Genomic DNA, 26,930 nt, shown 5'->3' with positions numbered 1-26,930 from the left:
GCGCCGTCCCGTCGTGATCAGTCGGCGTGGTCGAGCGCGGCCTGGACGATGGCGTCGGCGTCGATGCCGTGGTGGCGGTAGACCTCCTCCAGCGATCCGGACTGGCCGAAGCGGGTGACGCCGAGCGAGGTCACCGGAACCTGGTTGACCGTGGCGAGGAACGTCAGCGTGTGCGGATGCCCGTCCAGGACGGTGACCAGCGGCGCGGCGCGTCCGGCGGGGAACGCCTGGTCGAGGATCCAGCTCGGCGCGTCCTCCTGCCCGCCCCGGGCGCGCAGCGCCCGGTACAGCAGGCCGGGGCTGGTCACGCACACCACGTCGGCGCCGATGCCGAGCCGCTCCAGGTGGTCGGCGGCGGCCAGCGCCTCGGGCACCACCGCGCCCATGGCGGCGATGGTGACCCGGGCGTCGGCGGCCCGCCGCAGCGGGTAGGCGCCCGCGACGGACTGGCGGCGGCGCCGCTCCCTGGCCGCCGGGTCGCCCGGCACCGCGGCCAGGGACTGGTCGACCGGACGGGTGGACAGCCGCAGGTAGGTCGACGTGCCGTCCGGGCGGCCGAGCCGGGCGAGCCCGGCCAGCAGCGCCCACTCGACGTCGATCGCGAAGGCCGGCTCGTAGGTGACGCAGCCGGGCTGCTCCAGCCCGAGCGACGGCGTGGTGATCGACTGGTGCGCGCCGCCCTCGGGCGCCAGGCTCACCCCGGACGGGGTGCCGACCAGGATCGACTGGCCGCCCGCGTAGATCCCGAACGACCACGGCTCGAGCGCGCGCTGGACGAACGGGTCGTACAGCACCCCGATCGGCAGCAGCGGACGGCCCCAGCGGCTCCACGTCGCGCCGAGCTCGCCGAGCAGGCCCACCAGGTTGGTCTCGGCGATGCCGAGCTCGATGTGCTGGCCGGTCGGGCGCTCCTGCCAGTGCAGGATCGTCTCGGCGTCGTCGGCGAACCAGTCGCGCCGCTCGCTCGGCGACCACACGCCCACCTTGTTGACCCAGCCGCCGAGGTTGGTGCTGGAGCTGACGTCGGGCGAGACGGTCACCACGCGGCCGGCCGCCTCGGGCGCCTCCCGGGTCAGGTCCATCAGCGTCCGGCCCAGGGCGGCCTGCGTGGTCGCGGTGCCGGACGGGGTGCGGCCGATGTCGGCGGGCAGCTCGGGGACGGCCTCGCAGGGCCGGTCCTCGCGGCGCAGCCGCTCGGCGACCTCGGCGCACAGCCGCCCGGCCGCGCCCTCGCCGCCGAACCGGCTCCAGGGACGCTCCGGGTCGGTGCCGAGCGTGGCGGCCAGCTCGCGCATCTGCTCGGCGGTGAGCAGCGAGGAGTGGTTCTGCGGATGGCCGCGGGTGGGCAGCCCGTACCCCTTCACCGTGTACGCGAAGATCACCGTGGGCCGGGTGTCGTCGATCGCGCCGAACGCCTCGTCCAGCGCGCCGAGGTCGTGGCCGCCGAGGTCGCCGATCGCGGCCAGCAGCGTCGCGTCGTCCAGCCCGTCGGCGAGCGCGGCGATCTCGGCGCGGCCGGCGCCGTCGCCGGGCAGCCGCCGGCGCAGCTCGGCGGCGTCGCAGCGCAGCAGCCGCTGGTACTCGGGGTTGGCCATCCCGTCGATGCGGGCGCGCAGGGCGCCGCCGCCGGGACGGGCGAACAGGTCCTCCAGCACCCGCCCGTACTTCACCGACAGCACCTGCCAGCCCGCCGCGCCGAACATGCCCTGGAGCCGCCCGGCGGCGATGCCCGGGACGACCCGGTCGAGCGACTGCCGGTTGAGGTCGACGATCCACACGATCTCGCCGAGCTGCGCCACGGCCGGGTCGAGGATCGCCTCCCACACCGCGCCCTCGTCCAGCTCGGCGTCGCCGAGCAGCGAGTACTGGCGGCCGGACGGGCCGTCCTCGCGCTCGACGTAGCGGCGGGCCAGCGCGCCCCAGATCGGCGCGGTCGCGCCGATGCCGACCGAGCCGGTCGAGTAGTCGACCGCGTCGGGGTCCTTGGACCGGCTCGGGTAGCTCTGGAGGCCGCCGAACGCGCGCAGCGTCGGCAGGTAGGCCTCGTCCAGCCCGCCGAGCAGGTAGTTGATCGCGTGCAGCACCGGGGAGGCGTGCGGCTTCACCGACACGCGGTCGGCGGCGGTCAGGTGCCGGAACCAGAGCGAGGTCATGATCGACACCATCGACGCCGACGACGCCTGGTGCCCGCCGACCTTCAGCCCGGACGGGTTGGGCCGCACCCGGTTCGCCTCGTGGACGATCGACGCCGAGAGCCACAGGACGCGGCCCTCGATCTCGCGCAGGGTGCCGGACACGGCGGGTGCCGCAACGGTCATCTCTCTCACCGGCCTTCACCGAAGACGCGCTCCGCGCAGCGCCGGCGGATCCGCATCCTCCCTCGGAGTGTGCACTGACTGCTCGGAGCACACCATGACGTGCTCTAATGCACAACACGAGCCAAGAAACTTGAGCATAATGCACTCTCCCCCCGCCCCCTGCCCCCGTGAAGGTGAGCATCGTGCAAGACGACCAGCGGATCGATCCGGCCGACGCGCGGCTGCTGCTGGCGATGGTCCGGCACCCCCGCGCCACCATCGTCGCGCTCGCCGAGAAGGCCGGGCTGTCGCGCAACACCGCGCAGGCCCGGATCACCCGGCTCGAACAGGAACGCGGCCTGGAGTCGTTCGAACGGCGCGTCTCCCCCGGCGCCCTCGGCTACCCGCTCACCGCGTTCATCACCGCGCAGGTCACCCAGCGGCGGCTGGGCGAGGTCGCGGGCGCGCTCGCCGAGATCCCCGAGGTGCTCCAGGTGCACGGCGTCAGCGGCGCCACCGACCTGCTCGTCCACACGGTCGCGGCGGACGCCGACGACCTCTACCGGGTCGCCGGGCGGATCCTGGCCGTCCCCGGCGTCGAGCGCACCCAGACCGCGCTGGTGATGCGCGAGCTCGTCGAGTACCGCGTCACGCCGCTGCTGCGCCGCCTCGCCGAAGAGGGCAGGACGCCCCGCTGACGCGGTTCCCCGGCCCGGACGCGATAACGTCGCGCAGTTCACCCACCAGGAGGCTTCATGAGCGACGCGCGTCCGTCCATCCCCGAGCTCGACCTGCTCAAAGGGTTCGCCGACCGGCAGAGCGGGCCCTTCGCGCCGGGGTTCGAGCTGTTCTACCCGGCCCGCCGGGAGATCACCTGGTTCGGGCCCGATCCCGACCGGGCCCGCCTGGACCAGCTGATCCCCTTCGCCACCGCGGGCGGCCCCGACTCGGTCTACGCCCTCTGGCGGTGCGACGACCGGGCCGAGCTCGGCACGCTTCCCGTCGTCTTCTTCGGCGGGGACGGCGACCTCAGCGTCGACGCGCGCGGGCTGCGCGAGCTGTTCGAGCTGCTCACCGTCATCGAGGACGGCGACGCGGGGCTCGTGCCCGCCCGCCGCGAGTACCTCGACTGGGTGCGCCGGACCTTCGGGCTCACCCCGCCCGGCGACCCCGCCGCGATCGTCCGGGCCGCGATGCTGGAGTACGGGCCGAGCTTCGCCGAATGGGTCATGGAGTTCAGCCCCGAGGAACTGGTCGACGACCTCCTCGACCAGCTCGACACCATGGCGGGCAAGCGCTAGGCCGTCCGGCGGGGCCGGTTCCGGAGGGCGGCCCCCGGCCGCGCGAGCGGCGGTATTCCCGGTGGCCTAAGATCGCCACGTGATCATGTCCGGCCCGATTTCCGCGGGCCGGCGTGCCGTCGACGTCCTTTCCCCCGGAGGCGCTTCGTGGCCGATTCCCCCTTCCAGTTCCCCGTCGCCGGCGAGCCCGTCCGCCGCACCCTGGCCCGGCTGCGCGACCTCGGCCCGGTCGTCCGCATCGAGCTTCCCGGCGGCGTCCCGGCGTGGGCGGTGAACGGCCACGACGCGATCGCCGAGCTGCTCGCGCACGACAACAAGCTCGTCACCCGCAACCCGCGGCACTGGGCGGCCCTCCAGAACGGCGGCGTCCCGGCCGACTGGCCGATGCGGCCGCTCGTCACGGGCGAGCACCTCCAGGTGCTGGACGGGGCCGACCACCGGCGGCTGCGGACGCTGCTCTCCCGCGCCTTCACCCCGTCCCGGGTCGAGGCGCTGACCCCGCGCATCGAGGCACTGGTGGCCGAGCACATCGACGGCCTGCTCGCGGCCGGCGGCACGGCCGACCTGGTGCCCGGCTTCACCGAGCCGCTGCCGATCTCGGTGATCTGCGAGCTGTACGGGGTGCCGACGGCCGAGCTGCACCAGTTCCGCGGCTGGGTCAGCACGCTGATCGCGCACACCACCACCGGCGAGCAGGCCGCCGCCGCCAACCAGGACATGCTCGGCTACCTGGCCGAGCTCGTCGACCGCAAGCGCCGCGAGCCGGGCGACGACCTGACCAGCGGGCTGGTCCGGGTGCGCGACGAGGACGACGCGCTGTCGGACGCCGAACTGGTCACCAACCTCTGGCTGATGATCCTCGCCGGGCACGAGACCACCGTGCACCTGCTCGGGCAGGCCATCGTCGCGCTGCTCACCCACCCCGAGCAGCGGGCCCTGGCGGTCGAGGGGGACCGCTGGCCGGACGTGGTGGAGGAGACCCTCCGGAACCGCACCCCGGTCACCGCCTCGCCCTTCCGGTACGCGATGACCGACCTGACGCTCGCGGGCATGCCGGTTCCCGCCGGCGACGCCTTCCTGACGTGCTACGGGGGAATGGGGACCGACCCCGACCGGTACGGCGCGGAGGCCGAGCGTTTCGACATCACCCGGGAGAACCCCGCGCACCAGGCGTTCGGCTACGGCCCGCATTTCTGCATTGGCGCGCCGCTCGCCCGGCTCGAAGGCCGCATCGCCCTTTCCGCGCTGTTCAACCGGCTCCCGGAATTGCGGCTCGCCGTCGATGCGGACGATATTCCCTACTCGCCTTCGTTCATCACCCACGGGCCGCTGTCCATTCCGGTGGAACTGCGCGCCAAGGCCGCGGTCCCCGGCTGATTCGGAACGGTCCCGGCGGCGTCCCGGCACCCGCCGGGGCGCCGCCGCGCACCCGTCCACACCAAACGGACACACGCCCCATAAGCCCCGATCTCGGACGGTGGGGCGCCCTCTCTCGGCGCTTCTCCCCATTCCGCCGGAATCTTCCCTAGGGTTCCACCCTGGAGACCGGCGGGCCGCCGCCGCCGATCGGGCGGCGCGCGACCTCCGTGTCCCAGCGAGGAGTGATGACCATGCACCTGGCCGGCGCCGGACCGACCGAGCCGTCCTTGGAGTCGATGGCGGCCGAACCCATGTTCACGCGGGAGTACGAGGCCCGTCCCGCCGAGTTCTACCAGCGACTGCGCGACACCTACGGGCCGGTCGCACCGGTCGACGTGCTGGGCGTGCCGGCCTGGCTGGTGCTCGGCTACACGCAGGCGCTCGACGTCCTCCAGGACCGGCAGGGCCGGTGGACCAAGCACATCTCGAGCTGGCCGGCGTGGTCGGACGGGCGGGTGCCGGCCGACTGGCCGCTGCGGCACGCGTTCGGCAACGACTGCCTCCTGGTGTCGGACGGCCGGAAGGCCGACCGGCTGCGCAGCGCCTGGATCCTGGGCCTGCGCCCGTACCAGGACCGCACGCACCGCCAGGCCCGCGAGCTGGAGAACACGGTCGGCCGCTACGCCGACGAGCTGATCGACGTGCTGTCGGAGGGCTCCAGCGGCACCGGCTGGGCCGACCTGTCCGCGCAGTACGCCCGGCCGCTGCCGCTGATGGTGCTGAACCGGATGATCGGCTTCGCCGACGACCGCGGCGACGACCTGCTGATGGACCTGTGGCGGGCGATGGACGCCGGCCCCGAGGCCGTCGAGGCCATGGGGCGGATGTACACCGTGACGGCCGAGACGATCGAGGCCAAGCGCAAGACCCCGGGCGAGGACCTCACCTCCTACCTGATCGGCGCCGATCCCGGGCTGTCCACCGAGGATCTGTGCAAGGAACTGATCCTGGCGATGTCGATGCTCGGCGACTTCACCGGGACGCTCATCTCCAACACCGCCGCCGCGGTGATCGGTGGGGACCACTCCACCCGGGAGAGCCTGTCGGCCGGGATGCTCCAGGAGACCGTCAACCGGGTGGCGATGGCCAACCCGCCGATGGCCAACATCTCCTTCCGCTTCGCGCAGGCCCCCGTCCGGCTGGGCCGGTTCGCCATCTCCGTCGGCGACCCGGTGTTCATCTCCGTGGCCGCCGCGCACATGGACCCGGTGTTCACCGGGCACATGAACCCCGACTCCATCACCAGCTCCCGCGCGCACCTGGCCTGGAGCACCGGCCTGCACGGCTGCCTCGGCCGCGACCTCGCCACCACGATCACGACGATCGCGATCGGCCGGCTGTTCGAGCGGTTCTCCGCGCTGAAGCTGGCCCTGCCCGCCGACCAGCTCCCGTGGCGGTCCTCCCCCTTCCTGCGCAGCCTCCGCTCGCTCCCGGTCGAGTACGAGCTGTCGGGTCCGCCGCCCGGAGCGCGGCAGCCGGCGGGCGGCGCCCCCGGCCAGCCCGCGAACGCCGGCGCCCAGCCGCCGCGTTCCCGGATGTGGCGGTTCCTGCGCGGGCTGCGGAAGGACGCGCAGTAGGAGCGACCGGCCCGGCGGCCCGCCCCGCGGCTCTCGCCCGCGGGGCGGCGGGCCGAGCATCGGCGGGACGTTGGGATACTCGGTCCGTGCCCTCCACGTCTCCAGCCCCGCGGCCCGCCAAGCGGGGGCGGCCCGGACACGACCTCGCATCGGTCCTGTCGGTCGCCGTCGCCCTGTTCAACGAGCGCGGCTACGAGGCCACCGGGATGGAGGCGATCGCCCGCGGGCTCGGCCTCACCAAGTCGGCGATCTACCACCATGTCGATAGCAAGGAGGAGCTGCTGCGGATGGCCACCGACCGGGCGCTGGACGGCCTGTTCGAGGCGGCCGGGCAGGCCCGCGACCTCGACGGCCGGGCCATCGACCGGCTGGAGTTCCTGGCCGAGCGCAGCGTGCACGTGCTCGCCGAGCGGCTGCCGTTCGTCACGCTCCTGCTGCGGGTTCGGGGCAACACCGACGTGGAGCGCCGGGCGCTGGAGCGCCGCCGCGCGTTCGACCACCTGGTAGCCGAGCTGATGGAGCAGGCCGCGGCCGAGGGCGACCTGAGGCGGGACGTCGACCCGGCGATCGGCGCCCGGCTGCTGTTCGGCATGGTCAACTCGCTGGTCGAGTGGTACCGCCCGTCCGGCGGCACCGACGTGGACGCGCTGGCCGTCCTGGTCCGCCGCACCGCCTTCGACGGCCTGCGCGCCTGACAATCCGGGCGCCGCCCTGTTCTCTTCCGCCGCCCGCGGGTAGCATTACTTACCGAACGGACGGTTGGTAATCGGGTGAAGGGACCACGGCATGGCAGCGCTGCGCAGTTACGTCTCGGGGGCCTGGCACACTCCGCCCGACGAGGGCGTCCCGGTCCACGACGCGGTCACGGGCGAGGAGGTCGCCCGGGTCTCGTCCACGGGCGTCGACTTCGCCGCCGCGCTCGACCACGGCCGCCGCCGCGGCCGGGAGCTCCGCGCGCTGACCTTCCACCAGCGGGCCGCGCTGCTGAAGACGCTCGCCTCGCACCTGAACGAGCACCGCGACGAGCTGTACGCGCTGTCGCGCCGCGCCGGTTCCACGCTCGCCGACGCGCGGATCGACGTGGACGGGGGCATCGGCACCCTGTTCGCCTACTCCAGCAAGGGCCGCCGCGAGCTGCCCAACGACACCGTCCACGTGGACGGCGACGTGGAGCCGCTCGGCAAGGGCGGCACGTTCGTCGGACGGCACCTGATGACCCCGCTGCACGGCGTCGCCGTGCAGATCAACGCCTTCAACTTCCCCGTCTGGGGGCCGCTGGAGAAGCTCGGCCCGGCCTTCGTCGCGGGGATGCCCTCGCTGATCAAGCCCGCCGGGCAGACCGCCTACATCACCGCGCGGCTGGTCGAGCTGATCGTCGACAGCGGGATCCTGCCCGAGGGGTCGGTGCAGCTCGTCTGCGGCGACGCGGGCGACCTGCTGTCGCACCTGACCGAGCAGGACCTGGTCTCCTTCACCGGTTCGGCCGCGACCGCGCGCACGCTGCGCGCCCACCCGGTGATCGTGGAGCGGGCCGTCCGGTTCAACGCCGAGGCCGACTCCCTCAACTGCTCGATCCTCGGTCCGGACGGCGACGTGGAGCTGTACGCCAAGCAGCTCGTCACCGAGATGACCGCCAAGGCCGGCCAGAAGTGCACCGCGATCCGGCGGGCGTTCGTGCCGCGCGACCGGCTGGAGGAGGTCACCGCGGCGGTGCGCGAGCGGCTCGGCCGGATCGTGGTCGGCGACCCGGCCGCCGAGGGCGTCCGGATGGGCGCGCTGGCGAGCCTGCGGCAGCGCGACGAGGTGCGCCGCGCGGTCAAGGCCATCGGCGGCACCGTCCTGTTCGGCGACCCCGGCCACGTCGAGGCGGCCGGCGCGGACGGCGAACTCGGCGCGTTCCTGTCCCCGCTGCTGCTGCTGGGCGACCCCGAGCGCGACGAGCCGCACGAGGTCGAGGCGTTCGGGCCGGTCAGCACGCTGCTGCCCTACGACACGACCGAGCAGGTCATCGAGTACGCGGCGCGCGGGCGGGGCAGCCTGGTCGGCTCGGTCGTCACCGAGGACGAGGCGTTCGCCCGCGAGGTCGTCCTCGGACTAGCCCCCTGGCACGGCCGGCTGCTGGTGCTGAACCGCGCGGACGCCAAGGAGTCCACCGGGCACGGCTCACCGATGCCCGCGCTCGTCCACGGCGGACCAGGCCGGGCCGGCGGCGGCGAGGAGCTGGGCGGCGTGCGCGCCGTCCTGCACCACATGCAGCGCACCGCCGTCCAGGGGTCGCCGGACGTGCTCACCGCGATCACCGGCCGCTGGACGCCGGGCGCGCGGCGGAGCGACGACGACGTCCACCCGTTCCGCAAGAACCTCGCCCGGCTCCGGGTCGGCGACTCGGTCACCGCGGGGCCGCGCGCCGTCACCCTCGCCGACGTCGAGCACTTCGCCGAGTTCACCGGCGACACCTTCTACGCGCACACCGACGCGGAGGCCGCCGCCGCCAATCCGTTCTTCGGCGGGCTGGTCGCGCACGGCTACCTGGTCGTGTCGTTCGCCGCGGGCCTGTTCGTCTCGCCCGAGCCCGGTCCCGTCCTGGCCAACTACGGGCTGGAGAACCTGCGCTTCCTCACCCCGGTCAAGCCGGGCGACGAGCTGACGGTCACGCTGACCGCCAAGCAGATCAGCCCGCGCGAGGGCGCCGCCTACGGCGAGGTGCGCTGGGACACCGACGTGACCAACCAGGACGGCGCATCGGTCGCCAAGTACGACGTGCTGACCCTGGTGGAGAAGTGAGCACGTTCGAGGAGGTGATCGCCGCCGACCGGCGGATCGAGCCGCGCGACGCGATGCCGGACGCCTACCGCGCGACGATGGTCCGGCAGATCGCCCAGCACGCCCACTCCGAGATCATCGGCATGCAGCCTGAGGGGTACTGGATCACCCGGGCGCCGTCGCTGCGCCGCAAGGCGATCCTGCTGGCCAAGGTGCAGGACGAGGCGGGCCACGGCCTGTACCTGTACGCGGCGGCCGAGACGCTCGGCGTGGACCGCGCCGAGCTCGCCGAACGGCTGATCGACGGGCGGCAGAAGTACTCCTCGATCTTCAACTACCCGACGCTCGGCTACGCCGACGTCGGAGTGATCGGCTGGCTGGTGGACGGCGCGGCGATCTGCAACCAGGTCCCGCTGTGCCGCAGCTCCTACGGGCCCTACGCCCGCGCGATGATCCGGGTCTGCAAGGAGGAGTCCTTCCACCAGCGGCAGGGCTACGAGCTGCTGATGACCATGATGCGGGGCACCGCCGCGCAGCGCGAGCTGGTCCAGGAGTCGGTGGACCGCTGGTGGTGGCCGTCGCTGATGATGTTCGGGCCGCCCGACGGCGACTCGCCCAACACCGCGCGCTCGATGGCCTGGAAGATCAAGCGGCACACCAACGACGAGCTGCGGCAGCGGTTCGTCGACATGACCGTCCCGCAGGCCGGGCGGCTCGGCGTGACGCTGCCCGACCCGGAGCTGCGCTGGAACGCCGAGCGCGGCCACCACGACTTCGGCACGCCCGACTGGGACGAGCTGAAGCGGGTCATCCAGGGCGACGGCCCGTGCAACGCCGAACGCGTCGAGCACCGCCGCCGCGCCCACGAGGACGGCGCCTGGGTCCGCGAGGCCGCCACCGCCCACGCCGCGAAAGCCGCGCGGGCCGCGGAGGCCGCGGAGGCCGCGCGGGCCGCGCGGGCCGCGGAGGCGGGACGCGCCACGAAGGAGGAGGTGGCCTGATGTCCTGGCCGCTCTACGAGGTGTTCGTCCGCGGCAAGCGCGGCCTGAACCACGTCCATGTCGGCTCGCTGCACGCGGCGGACGACGAATCGGCCCTGCACAGCGCCCGCGACCTGTACACGCGGCGGAACGAGGGCGTCAGCATCTGGGTGGTCCGCTCGGCGCACATCACCGCGTCCAGCCCGGACGAGAAGGACCCGTTCTTCGCGCCCAGCGGCGACAAGGTCTACCGGCATCCCACCTTCTACTCCATCCCCGACGACGTCCCGCACATCTGATGGGCCCCGACGACGACACCCTCGCCGCCGACGGCCACTGGGCGTTCGGCACCGGCTTCAGCGACCCGCTGAGCGGGCTGCCCATGCCGCCCGCGGGCGCCGACCTGGCCGCGCTCTGCCTGGCCCTCGGCGACGACGCGCTGGTCATGTCGCACCGGCTCCAGGAGTGGTGCACCCGCGCGCCCGAGCTGGAGGACGAGGTGGCGCTGGCCAACATCGCGCTGGACCTGCTCGGCCAGGCCCGGCTGCTGCTCGCGCGCACCGGCCGGGACGAGGACGAGCTGGCCTTCCGGCGCGGCGCCGGGGAGTTCCGCAACGTCCGGCTGGCCGAGGTGCCGAACGGCGACTTCGCGCACCTGGTCGTCCGGCTGCTGGTCTTCTCGACCTGGCGGCTGGGGCTGCTGACCCGGCTGCGCGACAGCGACGACGAGGCGCTGGCCGCGATCGCCGCCAAGGGGGTCAAGGAGGTCGCCTACCACCGCGGCTACGCCGCCCGCTGGACGATCCGGCTCGGCGACGGCACCGCGCACTCCCACGAGCGGACGCGGCAGGCGCTCGCCGCCGTCTGGCCGCTGGTCGACCAGCTCTTCGCCGCCGACGGGAACCCCCGCTCCCCCGATCCGGCGGACCTGCGCGAGGAGTTCGACGCGGTCGTCGGCCACGTCCTCGCGGAGGCCACGCTGACGATCCCCGAGACCGCCGCCGAACGCGCCTCCCGTGACGAGCACACCGGGGCGCTGGCGGTGCTGCTGGAGGAGATGCAGTCCGTGGCCCGCGCGCTGCCGGGGGCGACATGGTGACCGCGCGGCAGGTCGCCGAGACCGTCACCGACCCCGAGCTGCCCCAGCTCACCCTGGCCGAGCTCGGCGTGCTGCGCGAGGTCGCCGAGCGGGACGGCCGGGTGACGGTGTGGATCACCCCGACCTACAGCGGCTGCCCCGCGCTGGACGCCATGCGCGACGACCTGGTGCGCAGCCTCACCGGCGCCGGGTACGCCGAGGTGGACGTGCGGGTGACGCTGAGCCCGGCGTGGAGCAGCGATCTGATCACCGGGCCGGGCCGCCGCAAGCTCGCCGAGGCCGGCATCGCGCCGCCCGGCCCCGCGCCGCGCCCGGCCCCCGGCCCGGTCCCGCTCGTCCTCGGGCCGGTCAGGACGGCGGCCTGCCCGCTGTGCGGGTCGCCCGACACCGAGGAGCTCTCGGAGTTCGGGGCGGCGCCGTGCCGGGCGCTGCGCCGCTGCCGGTCCTGCCGTGAGCCCTTCGACCACTTCAAGGAGATCTGACCGTGGCCGTCCTGCCCGACCGCCGCCCGCGCGGACTCCGCGTCGGCAGCGTGGAGCGACTGTGCGACGACGCGGTCGCGCTGACCTTCGAGGTGCCCGGCGACCTGGCCGAGCTGTACGCCTTCCGTCCGGGCCAGTCGCTCACGCTGCGGCGGACGGTCGGCGGGCGGGAGGAGCGCCGGTCGTACTCGATCTGCGCCCCGGCGGGCGGCCCGCCGCGGGTGGGGGTCCGCGAGGTGCCCGGCGGGCTGTTCTCGTCCTGGCTGGTGCGGGACGTGCGGCCGGGCGACGAGATCGACGTCCTGCCGCCGAGCGGCTCCTTCACCGCCGACCTCGCCCCGGGCGCGCGGCACGTGCTGATCGCCGCCGGGTCGGGCATCACCCCGGTGCTCTCGATCGCCGCCTCCGCGCTGGCCGTCCCGGACTCGCACGTCACCGTCCTGTACGGCAACCGCAGCAGCGAGACGGTCATGTTCGCCGACGAGCTGGCCGACCTCAAGGACGCCCATCCCGAGCGGCTGAGCATCGCGCACGTCCTGTCGCGCGAGCCCCGCGAGGCCGAGCTGTTCAGCGGACGGCTGGATGCGGCCAGGCTCCGGACGCTGCTGCCGTTGTCGGTCCCGGTCGCGGACGTCGACCACTGGTGGCTGTGCGGGCCGTACGGGATGGTCACGGACGCGCTGGAGGTGCTCGCCGAGCTGGAGGTGCCGCGCGACCGCGTTCACCGTGAGCTCTTCTACGTCGAGGACGTCCCGCCCGCCCGGCGGGAGGCCACCGTCGTCCCGGCCGGCCCCGGCACCCCGGTCACGGTGATCCTGGACGGCCGGACCACACCGCTGGACCTCCCCGCGGGCGCCACCGTGCTGGAGGGCGCCCAGCGGGCCCGTCCCGACATGCCCTTCGCCTGCAAGGGCGGCGTCTGCGGGACGTGCCGGGCGCGGGTCACCGAGGGCGAGGTCCGCATGCGCCGCAACTACGCACTGGACCCCGCCGAGCTGGACGCCGGCTACGTGCTCACCTGCCAGTCCGAGCCGACCGGAGGGCCGGTCACGGTCGACTTCGACAGCTGAGCGACCACCCGGTCAGGGGACCGGGGGCCACGGCGAGTCCCGCAGCACCATGTCGTCGGACGACTCCTCAAAGATGATCATGGTGCGGGTGTTGCGCACGCCCGGGATGGAGTGCAGGTCGTCGAAAACCAGATCGCGCAGCCCGGCCTGGTCGGGCACCCGGACCAGCGCGATGACGTCGAAGTCGCCGCCGGTGAGCGAGTAGTGCCGGATGGCCGGGATCTCCCGCAGCCGGTCGCGGACCCGCTTCCAGGAGTTCTGCTCGATCGTCAGCGTCACGTAGGCCGAGAGCGCGAGCCCGATCCCGACCGGGTCGAGCCGGGCCGAGAAGCCCCGCACGACCTGGTCCCGGGTCAGCCGTTCGAGCCTGCTGTAGGCGTTGGCCCGCGAGATGTGCAGCCGCTCGGCGAGGGCGCGGACCGACAGCCGGCCGTCGCGCGACAGCTCGGCGACGATCCGCCGGTCGACCTCGTCCAGGGCGGAGACCGTTCGTCTCACCGCCGCGTCGGTCCGGGCCGTTTGTACACCCGAATCCAATGGATCGATCCACTCGTCTCGTTCCATCCACCACCCCTGGACATTCTGCGCCGCTCACCTGCACCGTATCGACAAATAGCCTCATTGTGGAGGAGTGCCGTGGTCGTCAAGCCCGGGAGCGAGCTGCTTCCCACCGCCAGGCCGATCCAGCTCATCGACGAGAACGGCGACCGCGCGACCCGCCCCCGGAGCGGCGGCCACACCCTGCCCCCGGCCGACGCCCTGCTGGCGGCCTACCGGGCGCTGGTGGTGGGACGGCGCTTCGACCGGCAGGCGAGCAGCCTGGTCAAGCAGGGACGGCTCGCGGTCTACCCGTCGTCCCACGGGCAGGAGGCCAGCGAGGTCGGCGCGGTGCTGGCGCTGCGCCCGACCGACTGGCTCTTCCCCACCTACCGCGACAGCGTCGCGCTCGTGACGCGCGGCATCGACCCGGTCGAGGTCCTCACCCTGCTGCGCGGCGACTGGCACTGCGGCTACGATCCGGCCGCGCACCGGACGGCACCGCAGTGCACGCCGCTGGCCACCCAGGCGCCGCACGCCGTCGGGGTCGGCTACGCCGCGCGGGCCAAGGGCGAGGACACCGTCGTCCTGGCCTTCCTCGGCGACGGTGCGACCAGCGAGGGCGACTTCCACGAGGCGTTGAACTTCGCCGCCGTCTTCCGGGCCCCGGTCGTCTTCTTCGTCCAGAACAACCAGTACGCCATCTCGGTGCCGCTCGACCGCCAGACCGCCGCGCCCTCCCTGGCGCACAAGGCCGTCGGGTACGGCGTGCCCGGCGTCGGCGTCGACGGCAACGACGTCGCGGCCGTGCTCGCGGTGGTCGGCAGGGCCGCCGAGCGCGCCCGCGCGGGCGAGGGGCCCACCCTGATCGAGGCGCACACCTACCGGATCGAGGCGCACACCAACGCCGACGACGCCACCCGCTACCGCGCGGACGGCGAGGTCGCCGCCTGGCTGCGCCGCGACCCCGTCGAACGGCTGACCGCCCACCTCCGGCGCACGGGCGCCCTCGACGACGCCGGGATCGCCGCGGTCGCCGACGAGGCCGAACGGCACGCCGCCGATCTCCGCGACCGCCTCCCCGCCCAGACGCCGCCGGACCCCGCGGAGCTGTTCGCGCACGTCTACGCCGCCCCGACCCCGCAGCTCCGCGAGCAGGCCGCGCGGCTCGCCGCCGAGGAGAACTGATGACCGCGCTCAGCATGGCCCAAGCGATCAACACGGCCCTCGCCGACGCCCTGGACGAGGACGACCGGGTCGTCGTCTTCGGCGAGGACGTCGGCGCGCTCGGCGGCGTCTTCCGCGTGACCGAGGGCCTGACCGCCCGGTTCGGCGAGAGCCGCTGCTTCGACACCCCGCTCGCCGAGTCCGGCATCGTCGGCATGGCCGTGGGGATGGCGATGAACGGCCTGCGCCCGGTCGTGGAGATGCAGTTCGACGCGTTCGCCTACCCGGCGTTCGAGCAGATCGCCGGACACGTCGCCAAGATGCGCAACCGCACCCGCGGCGCGATCACCCTGCCAATGGTCATCCGCATCCCCTACGCGGGCGGCATCGGCGGCGTCGAGCACCACTGCGACTCGTCCGAGGCGTACTACGCCCACACCCCCGGCCTCACCGTCGCGGCCCCGGCGACGGCCGCGGACGCCTACAGCATGCTGCGCGAGGCGGTCGAGCTGCCCGATCCGGTGATCTTCCTCGAGCCCAAGCGGCTCTACTGGTCCAGGCAGGAGGTCGCACCGCGCGCCCGCACCCGGCCGTTCGGCGAGGCGGCGGTGCGGCGCGCGGGCCGCGACGCGACGCTCATCGCCTACGGCCCGAGCGTCCCGGTGGCGCTGGAGGCCGCCGAGGCCGCCGCCGCGGAGGGCCGGGACCTGGAGGTCGTCGACCTCCGGACCATCGTGCCGTTCGACGACGCGACCGTCACCGCCAGCGTCATGAAGACCGGCCGGGCCGTGGTCGTCGCCGAGGCCCAGGGCTTCGCCGGCGTCGCGTCCGAGATCGCGGCCCGGGTCGGCGAGCGCTGCTTCCACGCCTTGGAGGCCCCGGTGCGGCGGGTGACCGGGCTGGACATCCCGTATCCGCCGCCCAAGCTCGAACACCACCACCTCCCGAACGTCGACCGCGTGCTCGACGCCGTCGCGGCGCTCCAGTGGGAGGACGCGTGACCGCCCGCGTGTTCCCCCTGCCCGACCTGGGCGAGGGGCTCACCGAGGCCGAGATCGTCCGCTGGCTCGTCGCCGTCGGCGACCGGGTGGACACCGACCAGTCCGTCGTGGAGGTCGAGACCGCCAAGGCCGTCGTGGACGTCCCGACGCCCTACGCCGGGACGGTCACCGAGCTGGGCGCCGCCGCCGGAGCCGTCCTGGACGTCGGCGCCACCCTTCTGGTCATCGAGGACGGCGCCGCGTCCGCCCCGGACCCCGCCCCGGACCTCGGCCCTGAGGCGGCCCGCTACGTCGAGGAGGAGAGGGCGGGCTCCGGCAACGTGCTGGTCGGGTACGGCACCAGCACCCCCGCCCGGCGCCGCCGCCCTACCCCGACCCCGTCGCCGCGCCCGTCCCCGTCCCGGGCAGCCACGGCCCGGCCCCTGGTCATCTCGCCGGTCGTCCGCCGCCTGGCCCGCGACCACGCCGTCGACCTGACCACCCTCGAAGGAAGCGGCCCGGACGGCCTCATCGTCCGGGCGGACGTCGAGCGGGCCATCAACCCCCCGGCCGAGCCGTCCGCGCTGGCCGGCGGTCCCCCGTCCGGCGGCCCGCTCCCGATCTCCGAGCGGATCCCGCTCAAGGGCGCCCGCAGGGCCGCCGCCGAGGCGTTCACCCGGAGCCGGCGCGAGATCCCCGAGGCCACCACCTGGGTCGACGTCGACGCCACGGCGCTCGTCCAGGCCCGGCGGGACATCAACGCCCGGAGCCGGACCCCGATCGGCCTGCTGCCCCTGATCGCCCGGTTCGTCGTCGCCGGCCTGGCCCGCCACCCCGAGCTCAACAGCCGGGTCGACGCCACCGAGATCGTCCGGTTCGACGGCGTCAACCTGGGCGTCGCCGCGCAGAGCGAGCGCGGCCTGCTCGTCCCCGTCATCAAGAACGCGCACCGGCACAGCGCGCGCGGCCTCCAGGACGAGCTCACCCGCCTCACCGGGGCCGCCCGCGCCGGGACGCTCGGCGCCGCCGACCTGACCGGCGGCACCTTCACCCTCAACAACTACGGCGTTTTCGGCGTCGACGGCTCGGCCCCCATCGTCAACCATCCCGAGGCCGCGATCCTCGGCATCGGCCGGATCATCGACCGTCCCTGGGTCGTCGACGGCGAGGTGACCGCGCGCAAGATCGTCCAGCTCTCGCTGGCCTTCGACCACCGGGTCTGCGACGGCGCCCCCGCCGCCGCCTTCCTCCGCTTCATCGCCGACTGCTTCGAGGACCCCCAGGAGGCCCTGACCCATCTGTGAGACCGCCTCCGGGCCGGCGTCCGATTCCGTGCATGCCCGGATACGGGCGCCCCCCGGCCCCCGTCTCGCCTTCACCGTCCCTTGTGCGTGTAGGCACGGGTCGACAGCGGGACGAACACCACCAGCAGCGCGGCCGACCAGAGCAGGACGGCGGCCACCGGATGCGCGAGCGGCCAGGCCGCATCTTCCGGCGGCACCCCCGGATTGCCGAACAGCTCCCGGGAGGCGGCGGTGATCGCGCTGACCGGGTTCCAGTCGGCCAGGAACCGCAGCCACCCCGGCATGCCGTCCGTCGGGACGAACGAGTTGGACAGCATCGTGAACGGCAGGAACAGCGGCACCATCTGGTCGGCGGCCTGTTCGTTCTTCACCACCAGGCCCACATAGACGCCCACCCACCCCAGCGCGTACCGCAGCACGATCAGCAGCAGGAACGCCTCGGCCGCCGGGATCAGGCCCCGATGCGGCTGCCATCCCACCAGCAGGCCGGCCCCGGCCATGATGGCCAGCGACAGCAGCCCGGCCAGCAGGTCGGCGCCGGTCTGCCCGAACGGCACCGCCAGCCGCGCCATCGGCATGGACCGGAACCGGTCCATCACGCCGCGGGAGGCGTCGGTGGCCACCCGCATCATGAGCGTCATGACCGCCGTGAAGGTCACCATCGAGAACAGGCCCGGCATCAGGTACTCGCGGTAGTCTCCGCCGCCCGGCACCTGGATCGCGCTGCCGAAAACGTATCCGAACAGCACCACCATGACGGCCGGGAAGATCAGCATCGAGACAAGCTCCCCGGGCTCCTGCCGCAGCCGTCCGAGCTCGCGGCCGACCAGGGTCAGCCCGTCGGTGAACGTCCAGCGCAGGCGGTGGCCCGGCGGCGGGGCGAGAGCGGTCATCAGAGGACTTCCTTCCGGTCCGTGAGGCGCAGGAACACCTCGTCGAGAGAGGGGCGGCGCAGGCTCACGTCGGCCGCGGCGACCCCGGCCCGGTCGAGTTCGCGCACGATGTCGGCCAGCCGGAGGCCGCCGCCGGGCAGGGCGACGCTGAGCCGGTCCGCACCGGTCATCGTGGGATCGGTCCCGGCCAGGGCGTTCAGCACGGTCGCCGCGGGACGCAGCGCGGCGGGATCCTCGAGGACGACGTCGAGGCGGTCCCCGATCGTGGCCTTCAGCTCGTCCGGAGTGCCCGCGGCGACGACCCGCCCGTGGTCGATGACGGCGATGTCGTCGGCCAGCCGGTCGGCCTCGTCCAGGTACTGCGTGGTGAGCAGCACCGTGGTGCCGTCCGCCACCAGCTCGCGGACGCTGTCCCAGATCTCGCCGCGGCTGCGCGGGTCCAGGCCGGTGGTCGGCTCGTCCAGGAAGAGCACCTCGGGGCGCAGGATGAGGCTGGTGATCAGGTCGAGGCGGCGGCGCATGCCGCCGGAGTAGCCGGCGACCTGGCGGTCGGCGGCGTCCATCAGGCCGAAGCGTTCGAGCAGCTCGTCGGCCCGCCGGTGCGCCTCGCGCCGGGACAGGTGGTAGAGGCGCCCGAACATGCGCAGGTTGCCGCGGCCGGTGAGCTTCTCGTCCACGGCGGCGTGCTGGCCCGCGAGCCCGATCCTGGCCCGCACCTTCCCGGCCTCACGGACGACGTCGTGTCCGGCGATGCGGGCGTGCCCGGCATCGGGATCGGACAGGGTCGCCAGGATGCGCACCGCGGTCGTCTTCCCCGCGCCGTTCGGCCCCAGCACGCCGCAGACCGTTCCTCTTGGGACGCTCAGGTCCAGGCCCCGCAGCGCCTGGACGTCGCCGAAGGACTTGTGCAGCCCCTCGGCCACCACGATCGGATCCGCCATGATCCCTCCACTGGGTACTCCGTACGCGGTTAAGGCGGCCAGGCTAAGTTACTGGGTACCATGTACGCAAGTAGGGGGTGGAACGGTGACCGACGCCGAGTACGTGAACATCTGGATGCGGCCCGAGCGCCCGGCCCGCGGGCCGAAACCGGCCTACAGCCGCGCGCAGATCACCGAAGCGGCACTCCGGATCGCCGACACCGAGGGGCTGGAGGCCGCCACCATGCGGCGGATCGCCGCCGAGATCGGCGCGGGCACGATGTCCCTCTACCGGTACGTCCCGGGCCGCGACGACCTGGTCGAGCTCATGGCCGACCGGCTGATGGGCGAGATCGACGTCGAGGGCGTCCCCTCCGGCGACTGGCGCGCGGACCTGGCGCACTACGCCGACGAGGTGCGGGCGATGTGGCTGCGGCACCCGTGGATCGCCACCGTGAACCGGTCGCTCCCCAGCTTCGGCCCCAACCAGCTCCGCTTGATCGAACGGGTGATGGGGGTCCTCGACGCCCACGTCCCCATCGACGAGAACCTCGGCCTCACCGGCCTGCTGAGCAGCTACGTCGAGGGCGCCGTCCGCGAGGAGATCAACTGGACCGAGGAGATCCGCCGCAGCGGGCTCAGCGAGTCGGAGTGGATGGAGCGCAGCGGTCCCTACATCCACTGGCTGCTGGCGAGCGGAGAGCACCCGATCTTCGCCAAGATCGTGATGGACGCCGGCCGACCGCACCAGAGCCAGGACGACCGGTTCCGGAACGGGCTGGAACGCGTCCTCGACTGCATCGCCATGGCCCTCCCCTCACCACCCGCCTGACACATTTATTGAACCAATACAGAAATGATAATGCATTGCCGTAATCTCCTTTCGTTCGATACTCCAACGAAAGGTGAGGCAATGATTCGAACGGCGTCCCTTCTGGCTGGAATGGCTGTGAGCGGGAGCATGGCGCTGGCGCCGATACTGCCGGCCCAGGCGAGTGCGGAGCTCCCCAGCTTCGATAGGTACGGCAAGAGCTGGGTGACACCCGACCCCTACGACAAGGGCGGGTATGACGCATACAGTGCGTTCAAGGTCGCCGGCACCAACAACAAGACCGGATTCAAACTCCACGCGAAGGGCAATTACGCGAAAATCTACAAGAAGGGCAAGGGCTTCACGCTCGGCAGCGACATCTACGGATGTCTCAGGATGGTCGGAGACAGCCAATACGTCTGCACCAGCCCCGGGCGGACGACCATCGACACCACGGGTGCAGAGGGACGCGAGGCCGAAGTGCGGACTTGCGCGTCGGTCCTCGGGAAGTCGATGTGCACGAAGTGGTACCGCGGACGATTCTGATCTGCTCGTCGATGGCCGTCCCGTGCGTCGGCCCGACGGGCGCGACCGGGACGTGGTGGCCGCTGCCCTCCGGCGCCCCGACGTCCGCCCCCGCCATGTCCACCCCGCCGGGCCCGGGCCGGCACCACCACGCACGACGACCCCGGTCAGTCCAGCGGGATTGATAGTCGAGGAACACGGAACCCTCCATGCAGGCCCGTCGGAATGCGAGCTACATCTAGTTGGCGGGGCCCGCACCATATCCTGTGGCCGTATAGCCCGACGAGATCGATCCGCACAGCGCGATGCGCGCATGGACGGCGAGCCTGTCCAGGGCGTTTTCCAATAGCACACCGCCCACATTTTCAAAGACGGCAGTGAGCCCGTCGGGGGCGAATTCGCGCAACACATCCGGAACGTAGTCGGTGCGGTAGTCAACGCAGGCGTCGAGCTTTGCGACGTCCTTCACCCAGGCGACCTTCTCGGCCGAACCGACGCTGCCCGCCGCGCCGGTGACCAGCACCGTGTCCGCGTCCGTGACGTCGAGCACGCTGGACATTCCGATGAACGCCGTCAGCCCGCTCACACCGAAGACGGTGCATGTGACGCGGATCGATTCCGTCCGGCACCGGATTCACACCGAACAGCATGAATTCAGTCTCTCTTCAGGGGGCGGATCTTCAGGGGGCGGAGCGTGTCGCTCGGCTGAACGTCGCGATCAGCTCGTCGATGACGGCGTCCACGGGAGCGCCGTGTGCGACCCGCGCTCCCTCGGCGTCGAGGGTGCGGCGGATGATCCGGGCCATCATGAGGGGGTCGAAGTCGCGCAGCTCGCCGTCACGCTGCCCCCCCTCCAACAGCGCGACGACGCCGGAAAGGGACGCCGTCACGAGCTCCTCGTAGACGTCGCAGCGGCATGGGTGTGGTGTTCCTGGGACGTTCTCCCAGCGGCAGGGCGGTGGCCATCAAGATCGTGCGTCCGGAGCTGACGACCGACCAGCAGTTCCGGCGGCGTTTCGCGGCCGAGGTCGAGGCGGCGTTCGCGCACTACGCGGGCCACGCTGGGGAGGCAACGGGTAACCCGTCGAATGATCGGCGCGGTAGCCGATGCCGGCGATCACACGGATCCCGGTGGCACAAGGCCAGAGGCCGGTTCGAGGGTCTCGAACCGGCCTCTGGCCTGTACTTCCTTGTGGAGCTGAGGGGATTTGAACCCCTGACCCCCTCGATGCGAACGAGGTGCGCTACCGGTCTGCGCCACAGCCCCAAGGACTCCGTAAGATTAGCAAACATCCGGGAGTACTCGCGCATCCTTATCGCGGGTCACTCGCCCACGGCGCGGCGGTCGTCGGCGTACTGGTCGAAGACGTCCTCCTCTGGACGGGCGACGAGCTCGATGACCTCGGCCTGCTCGGCGGTCTCCTCCTCCGCCGCGGCGGCCTCCGCCTCGAGGACGCGGGCGCGTTCGGCGGCGCGGGCCTCGGCGGCGGCGCGGGCCCGGGCGACGTCCATGCCCACGGCCACCCGCAGGAGCGCCAGATGGCCGCCCAGCGCGGCGAACGGGGGCAGGGTGGCCCACCAGGGCACCACGCCCGCGATCACGACGACCACGGCGGTCAGGAAGAGCAGGGTCAGGCCGGCGGTACGGCGGCGGCGCCGGGCGATGATGGCGGCGCGGCTCGTCCGGCGGCGGGGCTCTTCTGGGGCTGCTTCCTCTTCGATGGGGTCGTCGGCCTCTTCTGTGGCGGGTTCCTCGGCGGGACGCTTGTGGAGGAGGCGGGAGATGCCGGTGGACTCGGTGTCGCGGCGGAGCCACATCGGAACCAGGACGATCGCCCACACCGCGACGATGGCCAAGTAGAGCACGGCGCTGCTCATCGGCCCACCGCCCCGGGGCGTCCCAAGGCACGGCGATCGGACGGGCCGACTTTCGGCGCGCGCACGTGCATTGGGAGTAGGGTCACGCCCCGCACGGTACGAGCCGGTGTCAGAGGTTGACGAGCATAAGGGGCGGTGTGTCGCGAGATCGATCCCGCAGTTACTCTCCGTTTGCCAAGCCTTCTCCAACGCAGGATTCTTACGGCCCGCGCGGACCCAAAAGTCACCGCGGGCTCGAGTGTCATGGGGACGATGACGATCGTGGAAATGCCTGGTCGCGGCTGGCGAGCCAGCGGGCGCGCAGGCCACCGGGCACGTCCTCGACGGTGAGCGCGTAGCAGATGTGGTCGCGCCAGGCCCCGTCGATGTGGAGATGGCGCCGGCGAATTCCCTCTTCACGGAATCCGAGTTTTTCCACGACGCGGCGGCTGGCGGCGTTCTCGGGGCGGATATTCGCCTCGACGCGGTGCAGCCCGACGGTGAAGAAACAGTGGTCGACGGCCAGGGCGACGGCGGTGGGGATCACCCCGCGGCCGGCGACGCTCCGATCGACCCAGTAGCCGATCTGGGCCGACCGGGCCGAGCCCCAGACGATCGCGCCGACGGTGAGCTGCCCGGCGAACCGGCCATCGCGCGTGACCACCCAGGGGAGCGCGAGGCCCTGCCTGGCCTCACGGCGCATGGTGTGCACCATGCTGAGGTAGGGGCCGAGGCCGCTGCGGAACAGGGGTGTCTCCGGGTTGGTCGGCTCCCAGGGGCGGAGCCAGTCGGCGTTGCGGACCCTGAGCTCGCGCCAGGTCGCGGCGTCGCGATGCCGGAGGGGACGCAGCCCTACCGGGCCTTCGGTCAAGGTGACCGGCCAACCCCGCAAACGTTCCACGGCTCCATGATTCCCTGGTCGAAGGTGCGGACGCCATCAATTGTCGCCGACAATCTGCCCGGCGGGCAGGTCCGCCGCACCCCGTCCGGTGCGTCAGGCCCCGAGAACGCCTAGAATCCGCGCCACTTCGCGCGCCATCGCGGCGCGTCCGGGGCCGAGGTACCTGCGCGTGTCCACCAGCGCGGGGGACGCATCGAGGGCACGGCGGACCTCGGCGGTGAGCACCTCGTTGAGCCGGGTGGCGACGTTGATCTTGGTCATCCCGCGGGCCACGGCGGCGGCCAGGGTCGCGTCCGGCACCCCGGACGAGCCGTGCAGCACGAGCGGGACGGGGACGGCGGCGCGGAGCTCGGCGATCAGGCCGAGGTCCAGGACGGCGTCGCGGGTCAGCATCGCGTGGGAGCTGCCGACCGCGACGGCGAGGGCGTCCACGCCGGTGGCGGCGACGTAGGCGGCGGCCTCGGCCGGGTCGGTGCGGACGCCGGGGGCGTGCGCGCCGTCTTTCCCGCCGACCTCGCCGAGCTCGGCCTCCACCCAGACGCCGCGGTCGTGGCACCACGCGGTGGTCTCGGCGGTCGCGGCGACGTTGGCGTCGTAGGCGAGGGTGGACGCGTCGAACATCACCGAGCCCGCGCCCAGGTCGACCGCCTCGCGGACCAGCTCGGGCGAGGTCGCGTGGTCGAGGTGGACGGCCGCCGGGACGGCCGCGACGGCGGCGGCGGCGAGCGCGGCGGCGATGACCGGGGCCGCCGCGCCGTGGTACTTCACGCAGTTCTCGCTGATCTGGAGGACGACGGGGGCGCCGGCCTGCTCCGCCCCGGCGACGATCGCGGTGGCGTGTTCGAGCTGGATCACGTTGAACGCGCCGACGCCGCGCCGGGAGGCCGCGGCGGGGCCGACGATCTCGCCGGTTCCTACGAGGGGCATGGGTCTCCTTCGATGACGATCTCGGGGAGCAGCCGGGTGTACGCGGCGGCGTCGTAGTCGCCCGCCACTGGGGCGCGGACGGCGGCGGCCGACAGCGCGACCGCGTGCCGCAGCAGCGCGGTCCACGACTCGCGGGCGGCCTGAGCGTCGCGGACCGCAGGAGCGCCGGGGACGGGCCGGGCGTCGGGGGCGGAGGTATCGACGGTCAGGGCGACTGCGGCGGCGGCCACGGCCGCGTCACCGGCGCCTGTGGGGTTGCCTGCCATGGGGCCGGGGGGTGTGGCGCGCCAGGTGCCGTCCGGGGTGACGGCGAGCATCCCGTCCGGGCCGAGCGAGACCAGGACGGCGCGGGCGCCCGCCGCGCGGAGGGCCTGTGCGCCGGCGACGGGTGAGGACTCTCCGGTGGCGCGGGCGAGTTCCTCGGCGTTGGGCTTCACCAGGGCCGGACGTTCCCGCACACCGGCGAAGAGCGCCGTGCCGTCGGCGTCGATGATGACGGGAGCGGTGGCCATTGAGGCGAGCACTGCGTACGCGTCGTCCGGGACACCTGGAGGGAGGCTTCCGGAGAGGACGACGACGTCCGCCTCAGGGAGCAGTGACCGGTAGTGGTCCAGGAACGCGTCCCACTCCGCAGCGTCGATGCACGGCCCAGCCTCGTTGAACAGCGTCGTCTCAGCGCCGCCCACCACTGCGAGGGTGCTTCGGGACGTTCCCTTGACGGACGAGAAGTCGTGTCGTATCCCGGCATGGTCAAGGTCACTACGGATGAGGTCGCCGGTACTGCCGCCTGCCAGGCCGGTCGCCAGGACGGGATGTCCCAGGGTCGCGGCCACGCGGGCGACGTTGACCCCCTTGCCACCCGCGCGCCGCCGAACGGCGCGGACACGGTTCGTCCCGCCCCAGGCCACCTCCCCTGTCGCGTAGGTGACGTCGAGCGCAGCGTTCAGCGTCACGGTGAGGATCACAGCCACCGGCCGTCCTTCATCACCCGGGCCACGCCGAGCTCGTCGTCCAGGACGACCAGGTCGGCGGCCTTGCCGGGGGCCAGCGAGCCGACCCGGCCGGCGATGCCGAGCGCGCGGGCGGGGGTCAGCGCGGCGGCCTCGGCGGCGCGCTCGATCGGCAGGCCGACGACGGTGACCGCGCGGCGGAACGCGTCCGCCATCGTGATCGTGCTGCCCGCGATGGACGAGCCGTCCGCGAGGGTCGCCCGGCCGCCCCGGACGCGCACCCGCATCACGCCGAGCCCGTACTCGCCGTCCCCCATGCCGGTCGCGGCCATCGCGTCGGTGATCAGCGCGACCCGTCCCGTCTCTGCGCCCCCACCGGTCGCGGCGGTCGTGGCGGTCGTGGCGGCGAAGGCGAGGCGGGCCACCTCGGCGGCCACGTGCACGCCGTCGTTGATGAGCTCGACCGTGACGCGGGGGTCGGTGAGGGCGGCCGTGACCGGTCCGCCCTCGCGGTGGTGCAGCGGGCGCATCGCGTTGAACAGGTGGGTCGCCACGCGCGCGCCCGCGTCGAACGCGGCGCGGGTCGTGGCGGCGGTCGCGTCGGTGTGCCCGACCGCCGCGACCGCCCCGGCGTCCACCGCGTCCCGGACGAGGTCCAGCGCGCCCGGCAGCTCGGGCGCGAGCGTGATCATGCGGACGTGGCCGCGCCCCAGCTCGGCCAGCTTCCGGAACTCCGCCCGGTCGGGATCGCGCAGCAGGGCCGGATCGTGCGCCCCGCAGCGGTCCGCCGCCAGGTAGGGGCCCTCCAGGTGGATCCCGGCGATCACACCGTCCGCGGCGAGTTCGGCCAGGCCCGCGACCGCGTCCCGCAGTTCCCGGACGCCGCCGGTGACCAGGCTCGCCATGGTCGTGGTCGTCCCGTGCACCCGGTGGAAGCCCGCCACGCGCGACGCGTCCTCGGCCAGCCCGCTCTGGTACGAGGCGCCTGCGGCGCCGTGCACGTGGAGGTCGACGAATCCAGGGACGACGTATCGTCCGGCCAGATCGACGACCTCCTCCTGCTGGGGGGAGGGCGCTTCGGCCACCGGCTCCGCGATGAGGCCGTTCGCGATGCGGAGACGTCCGGCCTTCACCTCTCCAGGGAGGACGAACCGGCCGTTGGTCAGAACCGTCATGGCCGCGTCACCCGTCGGCGTCCAGGATCACCGACCGGGTCAGGTTGCGCGGGGTGTCGGGGTCGGCACCGTGCGCGCGGGCGATGGCGACGGCGAGCCGCTGGACCCGGACCAGGTCGGCCAGCGGGTCCAGGCCGCTGACGGCCATCATGCCGCCGACGCCCACGACCTGTTTGGCGAGGCCGTCGGGCGCCTGGCCGAGCATCCAGGTGACGCGGCCGGGGGCGGTGATGCTGATCGGGCCGTGCCGGTACTCCATCGCCGGGTACGACTCGGTCCACGCCCCCGCCGCCTCGCGCATCTTGAGCGCGGCCTCGTGCGCGAGGCCGATCGTCCAGCCCCGGCCGAGGAAGGTGAACTGCTCCGCCTCGATCAGCTCGCTGGGCAGGTCCTGTGCGAGCGCCCGTTCGGCGTCGGCGACCGCGGTGGAGAGGTCCTCCCCCAGGTGCGCGCGCAGGAGGGCGAGCTGCGTGGTGGCGAAACGGGTCTGCACCACCGACCGCTCGTCGGCGTACTCCAGCACGACGACCTCGTCCGCGGCGTCCATCACCGGGGTCGCCGGATCGGCGGTGATCGCGACGGTCGGGACGGTACCGGCGACGCGCCCCAGCACCTCCAGCACCTCGCTGGTCGTGCCGGACCTGGTGAGCGTCAGCAGCCGGTCGTAGCGGCGGCCCAGGGGGAACTCGGAGGCCGCGAAGGCGTCGGTCTCGCCGTGCCCGGCCGCCTCGCGAAGCGCCGCATAGGACTGGGCGACGAACCACGACGTCCCGCAGCCCACCACCGCGACGCGCTCGCCCGCCCGGGGCAGCACCGGCGCGAACTCCGCGGCCGACGCGGCGGCGCGGCGCCAGCATCCGGGCTGGTCGGCGATCTCCGTCTCGGTGTGGCCGGCGCCCTGCGGGGGATTCGCCATCCTCGCCCTCCTCTGCACACAAATGTTCATTGGTGCTTGATCTATACCAAGATGACGCAGAAAAGAGCAAGCACGCGCA

Annotated in this window: 28 protein-coding genes and 1 tRNA gene; 16 read left to right on the top strand and 13 right to left on the bottom strand. The window is 73.1% G+C overall.

Annotated elements, in window-relative coordinates:
* Positions 1 to 17: 17 nt before the first annotated feature.
* On the bottom strand, positions 18 to 2,318 hold the full coding sequence (locus tag OHA34_RS28990; RefSeq protein WP_285938227.1) for a transketolase-like TK C-terminal-containing protein: 2,301 nt from the start codon (positions 2,316 to 2,318) through the stop codon (positions 18 to 20).
* Between the two features lie 182 nt (positions 2,319 to 2,500).
* Between OHA34_RS28990 and OHA34_RS28985 the strand changes: the two genes are divergently transcribed.
* The 11 genes from OHA34_RS28985 to paaE all read left to right on the top strand — a co-directional run bounded on the left by OHA34_RS28985 (position 2,501) and on the right by paaE (position 12,988).
* Positions 2,501 to 2,995 (top strand): Lrp/AsnC family transcriptional regulator, encoded by a 495-nt coding sequence (locus OHA34_RS28985; RefSeq protein WP_285938228.1) that lies wholly within the window; start codon positions 2,501 to 2,503, stop codon positions 2,993 to 2,995.
* Positions 2,996 to 3,052: 57 nt separating this feature from the next.
* Complete coding sequence (locus tag OHA34_RS28980) at positions 3,053 to 3,598, top strand: hypothetical protein (protein WP_285938230.1); 546 nt, start codon at positions 3,053 to 3,055, stop codon at positions 3,596 to 3,598.
* Between the two features lie 147 nt (positions 3,599 to 3,745).
* Positions 3,746 to 4,975 (top strand): cytochrome P450 family protein, encoded by a 1,230-nt coding sequence (locus OHA34_RS28975; protein WP_329519500.1) that lies wholly within the window; start codon positions 3,746 to 3,748, stop codon positions 4,973 to 4,975.
* A gap of 227 nt (positions 4,976 to 5,202) precedes the next feature.
* Complete coding sequence (locus OHA34_RS28970) at positions 5,203 to 6,594, top strand: cytochrome (RefSeq protein WP_329519499.1); 1,392 nt, start codon at positions 5,203 to 5,205, stop codon at positions 6,592 to 6,594.
* An 86-nt stretch (positions 6,595 to 6,680) separates the two neighbouring features.
* A complete protein-coding gene (locus tag OHA34_RS28965; protein ID WP_285938234.1) occupies positions 6,681 to 7,289 on the top strand; it encodes a TetR/AcrR family transcriptional regulator in 609 nt (202 codons plus the stop codon).
* Between the two features lie 91 nt (positions 7,290 to 7,380).
* Positions 7,381 to 9,378, top strand: coding sequence for a phenylacetic acid degradation bifunctional protein PaaZ (paaZ, locus tag OHA34_RS28960; RefSeq protein ID WP_329519498.1), 1,998 nt, complete (start codon positions 7,381 to 7,383; stop codon positions 9,376 to 9,378).
* On the top strand, positions 9,375 to 10,358 hold the full coding sequence (paaA, locus tag OHA34_RS28955) for a 1,2-phenylacetyl-CoA epoxidase subunit PaaA (protein ID WP_329519497.1): 984 nt from the start codon (positions 9,375 to 9,377) through the stop codon (positions 10,356 to 10,358). The genes paaZ and paaA overlap by 4 nt, the downstream gene beginning before the upstream one ends.
* On the top strand, positions 10,358 to 10,636 hold the full coding sequence (paaB, locus tag OHA34_RS28950) for a 1,2-phenylacetyl-CoA epoxidase subunit PaaB (RefSeq protein ID WP_285938237.1): 279 nt from the start codon (positions 10,358 to 10,360) through the stop codon (positions 10,634 to 10,636). Before paaA ends, paaB begins: the two co-directional genes overlap by 1 nt.
* Positions 10,636 to 11,436 carry a 1,2-phenylacetyl-CoA epoxidase subunit PaaC gene (gene paaC, locus OHA34_RS28945; RefSeq protein WP_329519496.1) on the top strand — a complete coding sequence of 267 codons (801 nt, stop codon included), beginning with the start codon at positions 10,636 to 10,638 and terminating at the stop codon, positions 11,434 to 11,436. The genes paaB and paaC overlap by 1 nt, the downstream gene beginning before the upstream one ends.
* On the top strand, positions 11,430 to 11,918 hold the full coding sequence (paaD, locus tag OHA34_RS28940) for a 1,2-phenylacetyl-CoA epoxidase subunit PaaD (protein ID WP_285938239.1): 489 nt from the start codon (positions 11,430 to 11,432) through the stop codon (positions 11,916 to 11,918). Before paaC ends, paaD begins: the two co-directional genes overlap by 7 nt.
* A 2-nt stretch (positions 11,919 to 11,920) precedes the next feature.
* Complete coding sequence (gene paaE / locus OHA34_RS28935) at positions 11,921 to 12,988, top strand: 1,2-phenylacetyl-CoA epoxidase subunit PaaE (protein ID WP_285938240.1); 1,068 nt, start codon at positions 11,921 to 11,923, stop codon at positions 12,986 to 12,988.
* A gap of 12 nt (positions 12,989 to 13,000) precedes the next feature.
* Here the strand turns inward: paaE and OHA34_RS28930 are convergent, their stop codons facing one another.
* The gene (locus OHA34_RS28930; RefSeq protein ID WP_285938241.1) at positions 13,001 to 13,486 is read right to left on the bottom strand and encodes an Lrp/AsnC family transcriptional regulator; all 486 of its coding nucleotides are present in this window, start codon (positions 13,484 to 13,486) and stop codon (positions 13,001 to 13,003) included.
* 138 nt (positions 13,487 to 13,624) lie between these two features.
* On the opposite strand from OHA34_RS28930, the gene pdhA reads away from it, so the two are divergent.
* Genes pdhA through OHA34_RS28915 form a run of 3 tightly spaced genes read left to right on the top strand, consistent with a single transcriptional unit; the run spans position 13,625 to position 16,976 of the window.
* The gene (gene pdhA / locus OHA34_RS28925; protein WP_329519495.1) at positions 13,625 to 14,713 is read left to right on the top strand and encodes a pyruvate dehydrogenase (acetyl-transferring) E1 component subunit alpha; all 1,089 of its coding nucleotides are present in this window, start codon (positions 13,625 to 13,627) and stop codon (positions 14,711 to 14,713) included.
* The gene (locus OHA34_RS28920) at positions 14,713 to 15,693 is read left to right on the top strand and encodes an alpha-ketoacid dehydrogenase subunit beta (RefSeq protein WP_285938243.1); all 981 of its coding nucleotides are present in this window, start codon (positions 14,713 to 14,715) and stop codon (positions 15,691 to 15,693) included. Before pdhA ends, OHA34_RS28920 begins: the two co-directional genes overlap by 1 nt.
* The gene (locus tag OHA34_RS28915; RefSeq protein WP_329519494.1) at positions 15,690 to 16,976 is read left to right on the top strand and encodes a dihydrolipoamide acetyltransferase family protein; all 1,287 of its coding nucleotides are present in this window, start codon (positions 15,690 to 15,692) and stop codon (positions 16,974 to 16,976) included. Before OHA34_RS28920 ends, OHA34_RS28915 begins: the two co-directional genes overlap by 4 nt.
* Before the next feature lie 71 nt (positions 16,977 to 17,047).
* Here OHA34_RS28915 and OHA34_RS28910 read toward each other — a convergent pair whose 3' ends face one another.
* Both OHA34_RS28910 and OHA34_RS28905 read right to left on the bottom strand, forming a co-directional pair.
* Positions 17,048 to 17,869, bottom strand: coding sequence for an ABC transporter permease (locus OHA34_RS28910; protein WP_329519493.1), 822 nt, complete (start codon positions 17,867 to 17,869; stop codon positions 17,048 to 17,050).
* A complete protein-coding gene (locus OHA34_RS28905; RefSeq protein ID WP_285938246.1) occupies positions 17,869 to 18,810 on the bottom strand; it encodes an ATP-binding cassette domain-containing protein in 942 nt (313 codons plus the stop codon). The genes OHA34_RS28910 and OHA34_RS28905 overlap by 1 nt, the downstream gene beginning before the upstream one ends.
* A gap of 85 nt (positions 18,811 to 18,895) precedes the next feature.
* Between OHA34_RS28905 and OHA34_RS28900 the strand changes: the two genes are divergently transcribed.
* Both OHA34_RS28900 and OHA34_RS28895 read left to right on the top strand, forming a co-directional pair.
* Positions 18,896 to 19,621, top strand: a complete 726-nt coding sequence (locus OHA34_RS28900; protein ID WP_285938247.1) for a TetR/AcrR family transcriptional regulator — start codon at positions 18,896 to 18,898, stop codon at positions 19,619 to 19,621.
* A gap of 129 nt (positions 19,622 to 19,750) precedes the next feature.
* Positions 19,751 to 20,146, top strand: a complete 396-nt coding sequence (locus OHA34_RS28895) for a hypothetical protein (protein ID WP_329519492.1) — start codon at positions 19,751 to 19,753, stop codon at positions 20,144 to 20,146.
* Positions 20,147 to 20,363: 217 nt separating this feature from the next.
* Here the strand turns inward: OHA34_RS28895 and OHA34_RS28890 are convergent, their stop codons facing one another.
* The 9 genes from OHA34_RS28890 to OHA34_RS28850 form a co-directional block, all read right to left on the bottom strand.
* On the bottom strand, positions 20,364 to 20,711 hold the full coding sequence (locus OHA34_RS28890; protein WP_329519491.1) for a zinc-binding dehydrogenase: 348 nt from the start codon (positions 20,709 to 20,711) through the stop codon (positions 20,364 to 20,366).
* A gap of 94 nt (positions 20,712 to 20,805) precedes the next feature.
* A complete protein-coding gene (locus OHA34_RS28885; RefSeq protein WP_329519490.1) occupies positions 20,806 to 21,015 on the bottom strand; it encodes a hypothetical protein in 210 nt (69 codons plus the stop codon).
* A 303-nt stretch (positions 21,016 to 21,318) separates the two neighbouring features.
* Positions 21,319 to 21,392: transfer RNA gene (locus OHA34_RS28880), tRNA-Ala, on the bottom strand.
* Positions 21,393 to 21,448: 56 nt separating this feature from the next.
* Positions 21,449 to 22,003 carry a divisome protein SepX/GlpR gene (gene sepX, locus OHA34_RS28875; protein WP_285938251.1) on the bottom strand — a complete coding sequence of 185 codons (555 nt, stop codon included), beginning with the start codon at positions 22,001 to 22,003 and terminating at the stop codon, positions 21,449 to 21,451.
* A 241-nt stretch (positions 22,004 to 22,244) separates the two neighbouring features.
* A complete protein-coding gene (locus tag OHA34_RS28870) occupies positions 22,245 to 22,874 on the bottom strand; it encodes a GNAT family N-acetyltransferase (protein WP_329522461.1) in 630 nt (209 codons plus the stop codon).
* 102 nt (positions 22,875 to 22,976) lie between these two features.
* A complete protein-coding gene (locus tag OHA34_RS28865) occupies positions 22,977 to 23,810 on the bottom strand; it encodes a class II fructose-bisphosphate aldolase (protein WP_329519489.1) in 834 nt (277 codons plus the stop codon).
* A complete protein-coding gene (locus OHA34_RS28860) occupies positions 23,798 to 24,781 on the bottom strand; it encodes a 1-phosphofructokinase family hexose kinase (RefSeq protein ID WP_329519488.1) in 984 nt (327 codons plus the stop codon). The genes OHA34_RS28865 and OHA34_RS28860 overlap by 13 nt, the downstream gene beginning before the upstream one ends.
* On the bottom strand, positions 24,772 to 25,935 hold the full coding sequence (gene nagA / locus OHA34_RS28855) for an N-acetylglucosamine-6-phosphate deacetylase (RefSeq protein WP_329519487.1): 1,164 nt from the start codon (positions 25,933 to 25,935) through the stop codon (positions 24,772 to 24,774). The genes OHA34_RS28860 and nagA overlap by 10 nt, the downstream gene beginning before the upstream one ends.
* Before the next feature lie 7 nt (positions 25,936 to 25,942).
* On the bottom strand, positions 25,943 to 26,851 hold the full coding sequence (locus tag OHA34_RS28850) for an SIS domain-containing protein (RefSeq protein ID WP_329519486.1): 909 nt from the start codon (positions 26,849 to 26,851) through the stop codon (positions 25,943 to 25,945).
* Positions 26,852 to 26,930 lie beyond the last annotated feature (79 nt).

The organism is Spirillospora sp. NBC_01491, from assembly GCF_036227065.1.
Lineage (GTDB): Bacteria > Actinomycetota > Actinomycetes > Streptosporangiales > Streptosporangiaceae > Spirillospora > Spirillospora xylanilytica.
The sequence above is the reverse complement of the archived record's forward strand: the minus strand, read 5'-3'. Positions and strand labels throughout refer to the sequence as shown.

Bases quoted from the DNA above. Each gene is read 5' to 3' on its own strand.
- OHA34_RS28905 (WP_285938246.1), bottom strand. From the start codon at position 18,810: ATGGCGGATCCGATCGTGGTGGCCGAGGGGCTGCACAAGTCCTTCGGC.
- paaZ (WP_329519498.1), top strand. From the start codon at position 7,381: ATGGCAGCGCTGCGCAGTTACGTCTCGGGGGCCTGGCACACTCCGCCC.
- OHA34_RS28920 (WP_285938243.1), top strand. From the start codon at position 14,713: ATGACCGCGCTCAGCATGGCCCAAGCGATCAACACGGCCCTCGCCGAC.
- paaB (WP_285938237.1), top strand. From the start codon at position 10,358: ATGTCCTGGCCGCTCTACGAGGTGTTCGTCCGCGGCAAGCGCGGCCTG.
- paaC (WP_329519496.1), top strand. From the start codon at position 10,636: ATGGGCCCCGACGACGACACCCTCGCCGCCGACGGCCACTGGGCGTTC.
- nagA (WP_329519487.1), bottom strand. From the start codon at position 25,935: ATGACGGTTCTGACCAACGGCCGGTTCGTCCTCCCTGGAGAGGTGAAG.
- OHA34_RS28990 (WP_285938227.1), bottom strand. From the start codon at position 2,318: ATGACCGTTGCGGCACCCGCCGTGTCCGGCACCCTGCGCGAGATCGAG.
- paaD (WP_285938239.1), top strand. From the start codon at position 11,430: ATGGTGACCGCGCGGCAGGTCGCCGAGACCGTCACCGACCCCGAGCTG.
- OHA34_RS28895 (WP_329519492.1), top strand. From the start codon at position 19,751: ATGGCGCTGGCGCCGATACTGCCGGCCCAGGCGAGTGCGGAGCTCCCC.
- OHA34_RS28850 (WP_329519486.1), bottom strand. From the start codon at position 26,851: ATGGCGAATCCCCCGCAGGGCGCCGGCCACACCGAGACGGAGATCGCC.
- OHA34_RS28970 (WP_329519499.1), top strand. From the start codon at position 5,203: ATGACCATGCACCTGGCCGGCGCCGGACCGACCGAGCCGTCCTTGGAG.
- OHA34_RS28980 (WP_285938230.1), top strand. From the start codon at position 3,053: ATGAGCGACGCGCGTCCGTCCATCCCCGAGCTCGACCTGCTCAAAGGG.
- sepX (WP_285938251.1), bottom strand. From the start codon at position 22,003: ATGAGCAGCGCCGTGCTCTACTTGGCCATCGTCGCGGTGTGGGCGATC.
- OHA34_RS28865 (WP_329519489.1), bottom strand. From the start codon at position 23,810: ATGCCCCTCGTAGGAACCGGCGAGATCGTCGGCCCCGCCGCGGCCTCC.
- OHA34_RS28910 (WP_329519493.1), bottom strand. From the start codon at position 17,869: ATGACCGCTCTCGCCCCGCCGCCGGGCCACCGCCTGCGCTGGACGTTC.